The following is a 14,700-nucleotide window of genomic DNA, read 5'->3' on the forward strand; positions in this document are numbered from 1 at the left end:
GGAGGCACTCCCTTGTCCGCGTCCACGCCCGTAGACGAGCCCGCGCACGACCCCGTGGACGGTCCGGCCACCCCGTCCGACGACCCCCTCGCCCGCGAACGCTCCCATCTCACCGCGTCCCGCGCCGCCCTGCGCGCCATGCGGGAGGACGTGGAGGCGCTCGACATCCGTGACGTCACGGCCAACTGGGTGAACGCGGCGGTGCTGCAGCACCAGATCGAGGAGCGGATCAAGGCGCTGGCCGATCTCAGCGACACTCCGCTGTTCTTCGGCCGCCTCGACTATCTGCACGCGCCGGGTGTCGGGCAGGCGGAGGGGGCGGAAGGAGAACGCTTCTACATCGGGCGCCGGCATGTGCACGACGCGGACGGCGACCCGATGGTGATCGACTGGCGTGCGCCGGTGTCGCAGCCGTTCTACCGGGCGTCCAAGAAGGACCCGATGGACATCGGGCTGCGCCGCCGCTTCGGCTACACCGGCGGCGACCTCACCGCGTACGAGGACGAACACCTCTCCGACCCGGCCGAGGCGGCGACCACCAGCAAGCTGCTCCAGCAGGAGATCGAGCGCCCGCGCGTCGGCCCCATGCGCGACATCGTGGCGACGATCCAGCCCGAGCAGGACGAGATCGTACGGTCCGGGCTGTCCGGCAGCGTGTGCGTGCAGGGTGGTCCCGGCACCGGAAAGACAGCCGTCGGCCTGCACCGGGTCGCGTATCTGCTGTACGCCCACCGCGAGCGGCTGGCCCGTACGGGCACGCTCGTCGTCGGCCCGAACCGCTCCTTCCTCCACTACATCGAGCAGGTGCTGCCCGCCCTCGGCGAGCTCACGGTCGCGCAGGCCACGGTGGACGACCTGGTGGCGCACGTGGAGGTGCGCGGCACGGACGACGCGACGGCGGCGACGGTCAAGGGCGACGCGCGCATGGCGGAGGTGCTGCGGCGGGCGCTGTACTCGCACGTGACGATGCCGGCGGAACCGGTCGTGGTGGTGCGCGGCTCCCGCCGCTGGCGCGTCCCGGCGTACGAACTCGAGGAGATCGTGCGGCAGTTGCTGGACCGGGACATCCGCTACGGGGCCGCCCGTGAGGCGCTGCCGCAGCGGATCGCGCACGCGGTGCTGGTGCAGATGGAGCGGGCGGGCGAGGCGCCGGACGACCGGGTGCAGGACGCGGTGGCGCGCAACGCGGCGGTGAAGGCCGCGGTGAAGGCGGTGTGGCCGGCGGTCGACCCGGCGAAGCTGGTGCTGCGGCTGCTGAGTGACGCGGAGTTCCTTGCCGAGCACGCGGAGGGGCTGCTCGACGAGCAGGAGCAGAAGGCGGTCCTCTGGGCGAAGCCGGCGCGGTCGGTGAAGTCGGCGAAGTGGTCCGCGGCGGACACGGTGCTGATCGACGAGGCGGCGGACCTGATCCAGCGCACGCCGTCGCTCGGGCACGTGGTGCTGGACGAGGCGCAGGACCTCTCCCCCATGCAGTACCGGGCGGTGGGCCGCCGCTGCACGACCGGCTCGGCGACGGTCCTCGGCGACCTGGCGCAGGGCACCACGCCGTGGGCGACGCGCAGTTGGGAGGAGGCGCTGACCCACCTGGGCAAGCCGGACGCGGTGGTGGAGGAGCTGACGGCGGGTTTCCGTGTCCCGACGGACGTCATCACGTACGCGTCCCGCCTGCTCCCGCACATCGCGCCGGGGCTCACCCCGGTGGCGTCGATCCGCGAGAACCCGGGCTTCTTCGAGGTCCGCGACGCCTCGGGGACGGACGAGGTGCTGGCGGCATGCCGCGAACTGCTCACCCGCGAAGGCTCGGTGGGCCTGATCGCGGCGGACCCCCGCATCCCGGCCCTGACGGAAGCCCTGGCCGCGGCGGGCCTGCCCCACGTGTCCCCCGGCGAGGAGACAACGGAGTCGACCCGCCTCACCCTGGTCCCGGCCTCCCTGGCGAAGGGCCTGGAATACGACTACGTCCTCCTGGACGAACCCCAGGCGATCGTCGACGCGGAACCGGACGAACGCACGGGCCTGCGCCGCCTGTACGTGACCCTGACCCGAGCGGTGTCGGGCCTGATCATCACGCATGGGGCGCCGTTGCCGGCGCAGTTGACGTAGACGCTCGCCCCGCCCCCGCGAACGCGCCGCGGACCGACCCACCCGGCCCGGCCCGCGGGCATTCGTGCCTCCCCCAGTGCCTCAAGGGTCTGGGAGGCACCCCCAGGCGGCACGGGTGGGCGCGGACGGCACCCGCAAGCGCCGGGCTGTGCGAACACCCGCGCCCGGCGTCAGAGGCGACTCAGCCTCCCAGCACCGTCCGCCACCGAGCCACGGCCTCCGCCGACACCGGCCCCGTCCAACCCTCCGGCCGCGCCGCGCCCCCGATGTGGAAGGCGTCCACCCCCGCGTCCAACAACCCCGGCACGTGCTCCAACCGCAGCCCGCCCCCCACCAGCAACTGCTGCCCGTACCCAGGCTCCCCGCGCCGCGCCGCCTCCGCGCACAGCACCGACACGCCCGCGTCCACCCCCTCCGCCGATCCGGCGGTCAGGTAGGTGTCCAGCCCGGGAAAGTCCGCGAGTTGCTTGCGCACCGTGTCCCGGTCCGTCGCGTGGTCGATCGCACGGTGGAACGTCCACCGGCACCCCTCCAGCTCCGCCGCGACCCGTTCCACCGCCGCCAGGTCCACCTGGCCGTCCGCGTCGAGGAAGCCGAGGACGAACTCCTCCGCCCCCGCCTCCCGCATCTCGCGCGCCGCCGCGACCAGCCGCTCCACCGCGCCCGCCGCGAAACCGTCCGCGAGCCGGATCATGACCCGGGCCGGGATGTCCACGGCCGCGCGGATCGCCGTCACCGTCGATGCCGCGGGGGTCAGCCCGTCCGCCGCCATGTCGGTGACCAGCTCGAGGCGGTCCGCACCTCCCGCCTGGGCGGCGACGGCGTCCTCGACGTCGAGGGCGATCACCTCCAGGACTGCACGCTTGCTCATGGGGCCCCATTCGTCGGCTCGGAACGGCTCCTACAGGTCTAGTCCAATCCAAGCCTACGCCCGGTCCCGGCCCCGGAAACGCCCCACCCACCGCTCAGCCGAAGATGTTCAGCTCCGCCGCGTCGACACCCGCCAGCTCGTACGACACCCCGTCCACCGGTCGCCCCGCGTACAGCCGCACCAGCGTGGGCCCGTCGCCGATGAAGCGGGCCGGGGGCCGCTCCCCGGACGCGTCGCCCAGCCGTACCGGCTCGTCCGCGTCGTCCAGGTCGGCGTGCAGCGGCACGTGCCCCCGCGCGCTGGTGACCTGCGCGAGCAGCGCGAGCGCGAACGGCAGGCCCGAGCCCGCGTACGCCCCCGGCTCCCCGAGCGCCACGCGCACGTCCCCGGCGTGCACCCACTCGCCGAGCGCCACCCCGTCCAGCAGTCCGCCCGCCTTGGCGATGACAGGACCGGCCTCGGTCATTCCGCGTTCCAGTTCGTCGAGGACCTCGGCATTGGTCCAGCCGGCCCGCTCGTCGATGTCCCGCTGGTTGGCCGCCGGCGAGAACACGTCCTTGTCGTACCGGCTCTCCACCACCCGCGCCAGCGCCGCCGAACAGTGCGCCAGCACGTCCCGTACCGTCCAGCCCGGACACGCCGTCACCGGCAGCGTGAAGTCGCCGTCGCCGCGAGCCCGCAGCAGCGGGAGCAGCGCGTCCCGCTCGACGCTCAGCAGCCGTCCCGGCAGCTCGGGGTCCCGTACCTCGTGCACATCCGCAGGAGTCGTCATGCGACCACGCTAGTCGCGGGGCCCCGGGCACGAAACGAGGTTGCGCCGGAGCGCCTCGCCCCGAGAGGGTGCCGGAGTGACCGTCCCCCACGGGAGTTGATGTGCCGTTCCCCCACACCCCCTCCGTCACGGCGTTCCGCCTCACGGACGACAAGGCCGGGCCGTACGGCATCACGGCCGGCCCCGACGGCGCGCTCTGGCTCACGCTGGTGCACCGCGGCGGCGTCGCCCGCCTCACCCTCGACGGCGTGTACGAGGAGTACACCCTGGACGCGCCCGACTGCCGTCCCACGGTCATCGTGCCCGGACCGGACGGCGCCCTGTGGTTCACCCGCTTCCAGGACCACCGGATCGGCCGCGTCACCGTGGGCGGCGAGGTGACGTCCTTCCCGCTGCCGTCCGCCGGCGGCGGGCCGTACGGCATCACGGCGGGGCCGGACGGCGCGCTGTGGTTCACGGAGACGACCGGTGACCGCGTCGGCCGGATCACCGTCGACGGGGAGATCACGGAGTTCGCGCTCCCGGTCGCGGGCGGCTTCCCCTCCGCGATCACCACGGGCCCGGACGACGCGCTGTGGTTCACCCTGAACGGCGCGAACGCGATCGGCCGCATCACCGTCGACGGCGGCACCGTCGTGCACCCGCTGCCCACCGACGCCGCCGGGCCGGTCGGCATCGCCGCCGACGGCGACGCCGTCTGGTTCACCGAGATCCTGGCCGGCCAGATCGGCAGGATCACGCCGGACGGCCGGATCACGGAGCTCCCGCTCCCCGACCGCTCGGCCAAACCGCACGCGATCGTCGCCGCCGACGACGGCGAGTGCTGGTTCACGGAATGGGGCACGGGCCGCGTCGGCCGCGTCACCGGGACCGGCGAGATCACCGAACACCCCCTCCCCGACCCGTCCTCCGAACCCCACGGCATCACGCTGGGCCCGGACGGCGCCCTGTGGACGGCCCTGGAGACGGGCGGGGTGGCGCGGGTGGACCGACGGCTGCCGTGAGGGTGAGGCCGGCCGGCCTCATGTACGCCCCTCTTTACACCCCGCTCGGCAGACTGCCACCGCCCGACTGCTGCACCGGGATCATGACCGCGTGCGCGTCGGCCTTCCCCGGCCTGAACATCGGACTCGACGGCTGCGCGGTCCGGCGGTCGGACACCACGATGCCGCCGCGCCACTTGCCCGAAGGGTCCTGGTAGCGGAACTGGAGCTTCTTCAGCCGCTCCCCGAACTCTTCCCGCAGTGGGCGGTACGCATCGTCGCAGTGCACGTTCCACGCCACGTCGCCCAGGTAGGCGTGACAGGCGATGGGGAAGAGCAGGGAAGACACCACCAGGTCCGCGAGCTGTAGCAGCGTGTGCGTGTCACTGTGCCCGAAGACGGGGGACTCGATGACACCTTTGAGCAGGTCACCGCCCGCGCGGTACTTGCGCGTCGTGACGCAGTGGACGTTCGGCGCGTTCTTCGACTTGGTGCGGCTGTCGAGGATCATCACGCCGCGCGAGTGACTGTCCAGCAGCTGGGCCTGGAAGGTCTCTGTGAGGCTTCCCACCGAGGTGCTGTACACCCCCGTCTCGTTCACGGCGTGACCCTCCTGTTTCACCCACACCCGGGCCAGCACGCGGGCGTTGTAGCGCTCCAGCAGGCCGAGGACCGAGTCCACGAGGAGCGTCGCAGCCCGGCGCCGGTCCCGGTTCCCCACGCGGATGTCCTTACGGACGTCGGCCCCCTTGACCTCCGTGTGGATCACCTCGGAGAGATGCCGGGCACGGCCCAGCTGCGGCCGGTACGTCTTTTTGACGGTCAGGAAGTCCCAGGTCAACTGCTTGATGCAGGAGTCGTGGACGGTGAAGCCACCGACGACGAGAACCGGTGGTGCGTCCGGTCGCGAGGGGTCGAGGGTCTGACCGTTCCCCGCCTCGTCGATGTAGCACAGGTACAACGAGCCTCCCGGAAAGCACTCGGGCCGCTCCCGAAGGAGCGGCCCCAGGACCTGGTGCAGCCATATGCACCGTGCTTTGTTTGCTGCCCCGATGCTGCCAAGAACGACATCGACCGGTCAAGCCGATCGTCACATTCAGTTGACATTTGCGTGCAGTGGGTAACGCGATGCAGGTGTGGGGCAACCCCGCGACGGCGGCTCACCATGGAGAAGACGGCGCACGGAAGCAGCACCGGGAAGAATGACGGCATGGCCGACACCCAAGACCTCCGCACCCGTTTCGTCCGTGCCCTCGAAGGGGCCCGGGGTTCCTCGGAGGGGCCCGACCCCCTGCCGTACGCGGAGAATCTGATCGCCCGCTGGCAGGAGCCGCAGCGGCGGTACCACACGCTCGATCACCTCACCGCGGTCCTCGACCGCGTCGACGAGCTCGCGGAGCACGCCGACGACCCCGACGTCGTACGGCTCGCCGCGTGGTTCCACGACGCCGTGTATCTGCCGGACCGGTCCGAGAACGAGGAGCGGTCCGCGCGGCTCGCCGAGCGCGCGCTGCCGGAGGCCGGGGTGTCCGCGGAGAAGACCGAGGAGGTCGCCCGGCTGGTGCGGCTCACCGTGACGCACGACCCCGCCGACGCCGACCGCGACGGACAGGTGCTGTGCGACGCCGACCTCTCGATCCTCGCCGCCGCGCCGTCGGCGTACGCCGCCTACGCCGCCGCCGTCCGCGAGGAGTACCACTTCGTCCCGAACGACGCCTTCCGCGAGGGCCGCGCCGACGTCCTGCGCCAACTCCTCGGCCTGCGGCGCCTGTTCCGCACCCCGTACGGCCAGGAGCACTGGGAGGCCACCGCCCGCCACAACCTGCGCGGCGAGCTGGAAATGCTGTCGACCCCGCCCCCGCCCTCCGCCTAACCTCCCCGTCATGCATGCATCCGGAGCGGAACAGGTGGAGGCGGCCGTCGCGCACAGCGTGGCGGTTCTGGGGGCGGTCACCGACCGCGACTGGACGGGGGTCCGGGCGGGACGGCTGGAGTGGAGCTGCCGGGAGACGGCGGCGCATGTCGCGAGTGATCTGATCGCGTACGCGGGGCAGCTCGCGGGACGGGCGCAGAACGCCTACGTTCCCTTCGAGATCACGCTCGACGGAACCGACGACGGCCTGGAACCCGCAGACAACCCCGGCCTCCTCCACGTCATCACCACCACCGGCGCCCTCCTCGCCGCCGCCGTCCGCACCACCCCCCGCTCCGTGCGCGCCTTCCACCCCTACCCCTTCCGGCACGCAGGCCGCGAGGGCTTCGCCGCGATGGGCGTCGCCGAGGTGCTGCTGCACACGCACGACATGGCCGAGGGGCTGGGCATCGCCTACGAACCGCCCGCCGAGCTCTGCGAGTTCGTGCTGACGCGGATCTTCCCGCGCGTGAAGCCGGGCCCCGCGCCCTGGCCGACGCTGCTGTGGGCCACCGGCCGCGGCGAATTGGAGGGGCGGGAGCCGGTCAGCAGCTGGCGCTGGTGCAACAACCCCGTCCTGCGCTCCGAGCGGCTCGACCTGGAGGGCGCCACCCCCGCGGTCGCCGCGAGTCTGGCCCTCGCGGGGGACGGCGGCTTCACCTGGGCGGGCGGCGCCCCCGCCGACGGCACGCGTGTGGGCGCCGGCATCGGGGTCAAGCAGTACGAGGAGGGCGCGTACCACCCCGAGTGGGGCACGTACGTGCTGGTCCGCCGGGAGGACGACCGCGCGGTGGGCGCGATGGGCTTCCACAGCGCGCCCGTCGACGGACGGGTCGAGATCGGCTACGACCTCGTCGTGGAGGCCCGCGGGAACGGCTACGCGACCGAGGCCCTGCGCACCCTGTCGGCGTGGGCGCTCGCACAGGACACCGTGCACACCGTGGTGGCCGTCGTCGACGAGACCAACGTGCCGTCGCAGAAGGTCGTCACCCGCGCCGGGTTCACCGAGGTGTCCCGGCACGAGAACCAGATCACCTACGAGCTGCGCGCCTGATCCGAGGCCCGCCCCGTCCGCTTGCGCCGCCGCAGTCCCGCCCCGTGCAGCAGCCGCACCACCTCGCGGCTGCTGACCTCCACCGCGCCCGCGCGCACCGCGTCCGCGTACCGGTGCTCCGGGATGTCGTAGTGGTCGCGTTCGAAGGCGCGGCGGGGCACGCCCAGGCCTGCGGCGAAGAGGTGCAGCTCGGCGTAGGAGACGTCGCTCACCAGGTGGGACCAGAGGCGGCCGTGGCCCGGCCAGGTGGGCGGGTCGATGTACACCGTCACGAGGCGCCCGTCTCGCCGAGTCCGCCGACCGCCGCGACCTTCACGCCCGCCTTGTGGCACACCCAGTGCGGGTCGGGGCCCAGCTCCGGCTCGATCTCCAGCGCGTGCGGGTCGCCGCTGCCGCACACCGGGCACAGCGGCCAGCGTCCGTACCGCTCGAGCAGGGCGTCCTGCACGTCCTGCGCGACAAGACCGGCCAGGAAGCCGGCGCCCTCCGGCCACTGCTCGACCCACCAGCGGCGGTGCGACACGGAGTCCTCCACCAGTGACACCACGTCCGCCTCGGCGACCCCGCGCGCCATCAGGTCGGCCAGCACGAGGGCGCGCGCCGCGTGCAACGCTTGTTCCAGGGGCGGAGTGGGGCCGGGTTCACGCTGGGGGTCCATGTCCCCATTGTGCGCACTCTTGACCAGGAGCCCGCGACGAAAATATCTTTCATTTCGTGACCAATGACGTGAAGGAAATTTTCGGGAGCGCCGGCGCCTCACCCGCTCCGCCCGCGCCCGCCGCCCTCGCGGCCAAGGTGCGCACGCTCGCCCCGTCGATGACGCGCTCCATGCAGCGCGTCGCCGAGGCCGTCGCCGACGACCCGGCCGGCTGCGCGGCGCTCACGGTCACCGGCCTCGCCGAGCTGACCGGCACCAGCGAGGCCACCGTCGTCCGCACGGCCCGCCTGCTCGGCTACCCGGGCTACCGCGACCTGCGGCTCGCCCTGGCCGGGCTCGCCGCCCAGCAGCAGTCCGGGCGCGCTCCCGCGATCACCACCGACATCGCCGTGGACGACCCCATCGCCGACGTCGTCGCCAAGCTCGCCTACGACGAGCAGCAGACCCTCGCCGACACGGCCGCCGGACTGGACACCGTCCAGCTCGCCGCCGCCGTGACCGCCCTCGCGGGCGCCCGCCGCACCGATGTGTACGGCGTCGGCGCGTCGGGGCTGGTCGCCCAGGATCTCACCCAGAAACTGCTGCGCATAGGCCTGATGGCGCACGCCCACAGCGACCCGCACCTCGCGGTGACCAACGCCGTGCAGCTGCGCTCCGGGGACGTGGCGATCGCCATCACCCACTCCGGCACCACCGGCGACGTCATCGAGCCGCTCCGGGTGGCCTTCGAGCGGGGCGCCACGACGGTCGCGGTCACCGGCCGCCCCGACAGCCCCGTCACGCAGTACGCCGACCACGTCCTCACCACCTCCACGGCCCGCGAGAGCGAGCTGCGCCCGGCCGCGATGTCCTCCCGTACGGGTCAACTGCTCGTCGTGGACTGCCTGTTCGTGGGCGTCGCCCAGCGCACCTACGACGCCGCCGCGCCCGCCCTCTCGGCGTCGTACGAGGCGCTGGCGCACCGGCACCGGGCGACCCGCAAGGGCCCGTGAGGGCGGACCCCGCCGCGCACGAGCCGCGTGCGCGCCCCCGCCGTACCCCTTCCGAGCCGCCGGCCCCGACCGAAAGAACCCCGCCCATGACCTCCGCCTCCCGCGACCGTGATCTGCGCTCCCAGCTCGAGACCCTGACCACCGAGGCGTTCCGGCCGGAGCTGGCGGACGTCGACCGGCTGCCCACGCCCGAGATCGCTCGCCTGATGAACGCCGAGGACGCCTCGGTCGCGGGCGCCGTCGCCGAGCAGGTGCCGGCGATCGCCGCCGCGATCGACGCCGTCGCGGAGCGGATGGCGCGGGGCGGGCGGCTGATCTACGCGGGCGCGGGCACGGCGGGGCGGCTGGGCGTGCTGGACGCCTCCGAGTGCCCGCCGACCTTCAACACCGACCCGTCGCGGGTCGTCGGCCTGATCGCGGGCGGCCCCCGGGCCATGGTGAGCCCGGTCGAGGGCGCCGAGGACTCCCCCGAGCTGGCCGAGTCCGACCTCGCCGCGCTCGGCCTCACCCCCGACGACACGGTGGTCGGCATCTCCGCCTCGGGGCGCACCCCGTACGCGGTCGGCGCCGTCACGTACGCCCGGAAGCGCGGGGCGCTCACCCTGGGGCTGTCGTGCAACCGGGACAGCGCGCTCGCGGCGGCGGCCGAGCACGGCATCGAGGTGGTCGTGGGCCCGGAGTTCCTCACCGGCTCCACCCGCCTGAAGGCCGGCACGGCGCAGAAGCTCGTGCTGAACATGATCTCGACGATCACGATGATCCGGCTCGGCAAGACGTACGGGAACCTGATGGTCGACGTACGCGCCTCCAACGAGAAGCTGCGCGCCCGCTCCCGCCGGATCGTCGCCCAGGTCACGGGCGCGGACGACGACGCGGTGGAGCGCGCCCTGGCCGCCACGGACGGCGAAGTGAAGAACGCGATCCTGGTCCTGCTGGCCGGCGTGGACGGCCCGACGGCGGCCCGCCTCCTCGCCGAGGCCGACGGCCATCTGCGGGCGGCGCTGTCCCGCACGGGCGGGTGAGGGGCGGGCCCCCGATGAGAGGTGGGCCCCGGTGAGGGCCTAACCCCGGCGTCGCAGCCCCGCGTACACCGTGGTGCCGAGGACGAGCGCGGTCAGGCCGACGGTGGCGGCGAGGGTGATCCGTCGGCTGTCCTCCTGCTCCGGGCCGTCCGGCATCCGCGGGTCGAGGAGATCCAGCGGATCCTTGACGATCGTGACCCGGTCGCCCGCCTTCGCCTGCCCGAAGCAGTTCTCCTGCTGGGAGACCCGGTGGACGCGCCGCTCGCCGTTCAGCTCCCGGAGCGTGCAGAACATGCTCGGTCCCCGTCGGCGCTCCTCGTCGACGACCTGGACGACCACGGCGTCCACCGGCTCGCCCACCGCCCCCATGTACCCCTCGTACACGGCGGGAGACGCGAACATCATCAGGGCGAAACCCCCGAAGGAGACCGTGACCGCCGCGCCTGCACGGTGCCAGGCGCCGCCCACGAGGCACGCCGCGACGGCGACGGCCGCCAGGCCGACGACGACCCCCAGCCACGTGACCCACGCGGCGACGGCGGCACCCAGGAGCAGCCCGGCCGTCACCCCGAAGGCCCACAGCAGGGAGGTGCCGACCTCGCGCCGCTCCCCCGCGGGCCGGACGTCCTCGGCGCCGTCCGGCACCGGTACCGCCCCGGTCCCCCTCATCTTTTCCCCCGCCCTTTCGACAGCCGTCCGTCCGACCAGGCATCGTAGGGCCTGGCCGTTCCGGCACCAGGGCCACCCTGGCCGCGCTTCGTGGTGCACGCTGGGAGCACCGGCCCCACCCACACGGAGACCACCATGAACCACGCACAGCTCACCGCCCTCGGCCGGGCGCTGCGTGTGCTCGGTGAGCACGGCGAGGCGCTCTCCGCCGACACCCCGGACGCCAAGCTGCACGAGGTGCGCAACGACCTGCGGCGGGCGCTCGACCTGCTGGAGGACACCGTGACCACGGCGCCGCCCACCACGCGCTGCGCCGAGCACCCCACCGGGCCGGTCGACGAGAGCGCCCCGGACCTGTGCCTGCTCTGCGAGACGCGGCGCCGCGCCGCCCGCCGCGCCGAGTTCAACGGTCCGGCCCCGCAGGCCCGCCCCGCCGGTCCCGCCCCCTCCCGCTACGGGGTACGCGGCGACCGCCCGCAACCGCAGCAGCGCTGGCTGCCGGAGATGTGGAACGGCCAGGCGTGGCAGCTCTGCGGCACCCCCCGCCGTGACCGCCGCGAGGCGGAACTCTTCGTCAAGGCCCAACTCCGTTCCGCGCGCCCGGCGATGGCCTACCGGGTCGTCCACGAGTTCACCGACTACGAGGTCCTGCGGGTGTGGGGCAACCCCGTCCACGTCGACATCGAGCCGATGGGGAACCTCTGAGGGGCCTCCCTCGCCGACAGCAGAACGGCGGCCACCGTCCCGAGGGCATCGGGACGGTGGCCGCCGGTTTCGTCCGGGCGCGGGTGAGCACTCCGCCCACCCGCCCGCAGGTGTCACGCCTTCGCCGGCTCCGCCGTCCCGTCCGCGCCCTCGGTGACGAGGGACTCCGCCCCGGCGGCGCCCCGCTGCTTCGGGATGAACGCCGCCACCACGAAGCCGAGCAGCGCCGCGCCCGCGCCGAGGGCGAGGACCGTGCGGAACGCGTCCTCGGACGGCAGCGCGTACGTGCCGAACCGCGTGGTCATCTGCGCCAGCACCACACCGGCGACCGCGCTCGCCACGGACGTGCCGATGGAGCGCATCAGCGTGTTGAGGCTGTTCGCGGCGCCCGTCTCGGAGGCGGGCACGGCGCCCATGATCAGGGTCGGCATGGCGCCGTAGCAGAAACCGATGCCGGCGCCGATGACGCAGGACGCCAGCACGAAGTGCCAGACCTCGCTCATCAGCGCGACGTTCAGCCCGTAGCCCGCGGCCACGATCAGCGCGCCGATCATCAGCGTCACCTTCGGCCCCCGCGCGCGAGTGACCAGCGCGGAGACCGGGGCCAGCGCCATCATCACCAGGCCGGACGGCGCCATGACCAGACCGGCGCTCAGCAGCGACTGGCCGAGACCGTAGCCGGTCTGCTCGGGCAGCTGCAGCACCTGCGGGATGACCAGCGACATGGAGAACATCGCGAAGCCGATCGCCACGGAGGCGAGGTTGGTGATCAGCACCTGGGGGCGGGCGGTGGTGCGCAGGTCCACCAGCGGGCGCTCGGTGCGCAGTTCGAAGAAGCCCCAGGCGAGCAGGACGACGACGGCCGCGGCGAACAGGCCGAGCGTGGTGCCGCTGGTCCAGCCCCAGTCGGCGCCCTTGGAGATCGCCAGCAACAGGGAGACCAGTCCGGCCGCCATGCCGGCCGCGCCCACCACGTCGAACCGTCCGCCGGTCCGCACCTTCGACTCGGGCACCAGCGCGAGGACCAGCACGAGCGCGACGGCGCCCAGCGCGGCGGAGGTCCAGAACAGCGCGTGCCAGTCGAAGTTGTCGGCGATCAGCGCGGCCAGCGGCAGGCCGAGCGCACCGCCGACGCCGAGCGAGGCGCTGATCATCGCGGTGGCGGAGCCGAGCCGCTCCGCGGGCAGCTCGTCGCGCAGGATGCTGATGCCCAGCGGGATGACGCCGGACGACAGCCCCTGGAGGGCGCGGCCCACGATCATCGGGGTGAGGCTGTCGCTGAGCCCGGCGACGACGGAGCCGACGACCAGCATGACCATGCTGAGCAGCAGCATGCGCCGCTTGCCGTACATGTCGCCGAGCCGGCCCATCACGGGCGTGGCGACGGCGGCGGCCAGCAGGGTGGCGGTGACGGCCCAGGCGGCGTCCGACGCCGAGGCGTTCAGATACTGCGGCAGCTGCCCCACGATCGGGATCACGAGCGTCTGCATCAGCGAGACGACGATCCCGCCGAGCGCCAGCACGGGCACTACGGCACCCGTTTTCGGCGGCGCGGCGGTGCCGGTCGTGACGGATTCTTCGGGTGCGTCGGACATGAGGGAGGTCTCCGGAAGAGTATGTCTCTGCTTGACTCAGGCAACTTTATGCTCCTTGATTGACGCAAGCAAATGAAAAGTGCGTGACGGTCGCATGACATGGAGCACGCAACACAAAGGCGCGGCACCCCTGACCAGGGGTGCCGCGCCTCGGTCCGCGGGCCGCGCCCGGACTCGGCTCAGCTCAGCTCAGCTCAGCGACGTGAGCGACGCCGCGTCGTACGACGTCAGCTCGTCGAAGCGGCCGGCCAGCACCTTCGCCGCCCACTCCGGGTCCTGGAGGACCGCGCGGCCCACCGCGACCATGTCGAACTCGTCCCGCTCCAGACGGTCGAGGAGGTCGTCGATCCCGCGCAGTTCGGCGCCCTCACCGAGGAACGCGCGGCCGAACTCGCCGTCCAGGCCCACCGATCCGACGGTGATCGCCGGACGGCCCGTCAGCTTGCGGGCCCAGCCGGCCAGGTTGAGGTCGGAGCCGTCGAACTCCGGGAGCCAGTAGCGGCGCGTGGACGCGTGGAAGGCGTCGACGCCGGCCGTGGCGAGCGGGGCGAGGATCGCCTCCAGCTCCTGCGGGGTCTCGGCGAGCCGGGCGCCGTAGTTGTCGGACTTCCACTGCGAGAAGCGGAAGACCACCGGGAAGCCGGGCGACACCGCCGAGCGCACGGCCTGCACGATCTCAACGGCGAACCGGGTACGGGCCACCGGGTCGCCGCCGTAGGCGTCGGTGCGGCGGTTGGTGCCCGCCCACAGGAACTGGTCGATGAGGTAGCCGTGGGCGCCGTGCAGCTCCACGCCGTCGAAGCCGATGCGCTCGGCGTCGGCCGCCGCCTTGGCGAACGCCGCCACGACGTCGTCGATGTCGGCCTGGGTCATGGCCTTGCCGCCCTCGGTGCCGTCCAGGCGCAGCCCCGACGGGCCGACCGCCGGCGCCTCCGGGAAGGGCGGCTTCCCCTGCTCGCGGACCGTGCCGACGTGCCACAGCTGCGGCATGATGCGGCCCCCGGCCTCGTGCACCGCCGCCGCGACCTTCGCCCAGCCGGCCAGCTGGTCCTCCCCGTGGAACCGGGGAATCCGGTCGCTCATACCGGCGGACGGGTGGTCGACGTACGTGCCCTCGGTGACGATCAGCCCGACCCCGGCGGCGGCCCGGCGCGCGTAGTACGACACGACGTCCTCCCCCGGCACGCCGCCCGGCGAGAACTGACGGGTCATGGGCGCCATGACGATGCGGTTGGGCACGGTCAGCCCGTTCAGGGCGACCGGCCGGGCCAGGATCTCGGCGGCACGTCCGGTGGTCTCGGAGGCGGCGACGGTCATCAGGAGGGCTCCTCGCGGATACTCGACGGTATGTGTACGTGCATGGA

At 73.2% G+C, this 14,700-nt stretch carries 15 protein-coding genes; 7 read left to right on the forward strand and 8 right to left on the reverse strand.

Annotated features, from left to right (window positions below; translation table 11 throughout):
• Positions 1–12: 12 nt before the first annotated feature.
• Positions 13–2,103, forward strand: coding sequence for a HelD family protein (locus AY578_RS14455; protein ID WP_251143468.1), 2,091 nt, complete (start codon positions 13–15; stop codon positions 2,101–2,103).
• A gap of 181 nt (positions 2,104–2,284) precedes the next feature.
• Here AY578_RS14455 and AY578_RS14460 read toward each other — a convergent pair whose 3' ends face one another.
• Both AY578_RS14460 and AY578_RS14465 read right to left on the reverse strand, forming a co-directional pair.
• The gene (locus AY578_RS14460; protein ID WP_028960631.1) at positions 2,285–2,974 is read right to left on the reverse strand and encodes a copper homeostasis protein CutC; all 690 of its coding nucleotides are present in this window, start codon (positions 2,972–2,974) and stop codon (positions 2,285–2,287) included.
• A 94-nt stretch (positions 2,975–3,068) separates the two neighbouring features.
• Positions 3,069–3,746 carry a maleylpyruvate isomerase family mycothiol-dependent enzyme gene (locus tag AY578_RS14465; RefSeq protein ID WP_037778452.1) on the reverse strand — a complete coding sequence of 226 codons (678 nt, stop codon included), beginning with the start codon at positions 3,744–3,746 and terminating at the stop codon, positions 3,069–3,071.
• Between the two features lie 101 nt (positions 3,747–3,847).
• Here AY578_RS14465 and AY578_RS14470 point away from each other — a divergent pair, with 101 nt between their 5' ends.
• Positions 3,848–4,750 (forward strand): Vgb family protein, encoded by a 903-nt coding sequence (locus tag AY578_RS14470; protein ID WP_258902441.1) that lies wholly within the window; start codon positions 3,848–3,850, stop codon positions 4,748–4,750.
• A 34-nt stretch (positions 4,751–4,784) separates the two neighbouring features.
• On the opposite strand, the gene AY578_RS14475 is transcribed toward AY578_RS14470, so the two are convergent.
• A complete protein-coding gene (locus AY578_RS14475; protein WP_258902442.1) occupies positions 4,785–5,690 on the reverse strand; it encodes a DUF3800 domain-containing protein in 906 nt (301 codons plus the stop codon).
• 249 nt (positions 5,691–5,939) lie between these two features.
• On the opposite strand from AY578_RS14475, the gene AY578_RS14480 reads away from it, so the two are divergent.
• On the forward strand, positions 5,940–6,602 hold the full coding sequence (locus AY578_RS14480; protein ID WP_258902443.1) for an HD domain-containing protein: 663 nt from the start codon (positions 5,940–5,942) through the stop codon (positions 6,600–6,602).
• Positions 6,603–6,636: 34 nt separating this feature from the next.
• Positions 6,637–7,695 (forward strand): GNAT family N-acetyltransferase, encoded by a 1,059-nt coding sequence (locus AY578_RS14485; protein ID WP_258907343.1) that lies wholly within the window; start codon positions 6,637–6,639, stop codon positions 7,693–7,695.
• Here the strand turns inward: AY578_RS14485 and AY578_RS14490 are convergent.
• Positions 7,677–7,967: a DUF4031 domain-containing protein gene (locus AY578_RS14490; RefSeq protein ID WP_019523917.1), complete on the reverse strand. Its 291-nt coding sequence runs from the start codon at positions 7,965–7,967 to the stop codon at positions 7,677–7,679. The genes AY578_RS14485 and AY578_RS14490 overlap by 19 nt on opposite strands.
• The gene (locus AY578_RS14495; protein WP_026243691.1) at positions 7,964–8,353 is read right to left on the reverse strand and encodes a DUF8819 family protein; all 390 of its coding nucleotides are present in this window, start codon (positions 8,351–8,353) and stop codon (positions 7,964–7,966) included. The genes AY578_RS14490 and AY578_RS14495 overlap by 4 nt, the downstream gene beginning before the upstream one ends.
• A 56-nt stretch (positions 8,354–8,409) precedes the next feature.
• On the opposite strand from AY578_RS14495, the gene AY578_RS14500 reads away from it, so the two are divergent.
• Together AY578_RS14500 and murQ are read left to right on the forward strand one after the other, a co-directional pair.
• The gene (locus AY578_RS14500) at positions 8,410–9,345 is read left to right on the forward strand and encodes a MurR/RpiR family transcriptional regulator (RefSeq protein WP_019523919.1); all 936 of its coding nucleotides are present in this window, start codon (positions 8,410–8,412) and stop codon (positions 9,343–9,345) included.
• An 86-nt stretch (positions 9,346–9,431) separates the two neighbouring features.
• Positions 9,432–10,367 (forward strand): N-acetylmuramic acid 6-phosphate etherase, encoded by a 936-nt coding sequence (murQ, locus tag AY578_RS14505; RefSeq protein ID WP_258902444.1) that lies wholly within the window; start codon positions 9,432–9,434, stop codon positions 10,365–10,367.
• A gap of 39 nt (positions 10,368–10,406) precedes the next feature.
• Here murQ and AY578_RS14510 read toward each other — a convergent pair whose 3' ends face one another.
• The gene (locus AY578_RS14510; RefSeq protein WP_258902445.1) at positions 10,407–11,036 is read right to left on the reverse strand and encodes a hypothetical protein; all 630 of its coding nucleotides are present in this window, start codon (positions 11,034–11,036) and stop codon (positions 10,407–10,409) included.
• A 135-nt stretch (positions 11,037–11,171) separates the two neighbouring features.
• On the opposite strand from AY578_RS14510, the gene AY578_RS14515 reads away from it, so the two are divergent.
• Positions 11,172–11,741 carry a hypothetical protein gene (locus tag AY578_RS14515; protein ID WP_258902446.1) on the forward strand — a complete coding sequence of 190 codons (570 nt, stop codon included), beginning with the start codon at positions 11,172–11,174 and terminating at the stop codon, positions 11,739–11,741.
• 113 nt (positions 11,742–11,854) lie between these two features.
• Here the strand turns inward: AY578_RS14515 and AY578_RS14520 are convergent, their stop codons facing one another.
• Both AY578_RS14520 and AY578_RS14525 read right to left on the reverse strand, forming a co-directional pair.
• On the reverse strand, positions 11,855–13,336 hold the full coding sequence (locus AY578_RS14520; RefSeq protein ID WP_215188759.1) for an MFS transporter: 1,482 nt from the start codon (positions 13,334–13,336) through the stop codon (positions 11,855–11,857).
• A 189-nt stretch (positions 13,337–13,525) separates the two neighbouring features.
• Positions 13,526–14,653, reverse strand: coding sequence for an NADH:flavin oxidoreductase (locus tag AY578_RS14525; RefSeq protein WP_215188758.1), 1,128 nt, complete (start codon positions 14,651–14,653; stop codon positions 13,526–13,528).
• Between the last annotated feature and the right edge of the window lie 47 nt (positions 14,654–14,700).

Origin of the sequence: Streptomyces thermocarboxydus (genome assembly GCF_024760485.1) — a bacterium.
GTDB classification, from domain to species: Bacteria; Actinomycetota; Actinomycetes; order Streptomycetales; family Streptomycetaceae; genus Streptomyces; species Streptomyces cellulosae.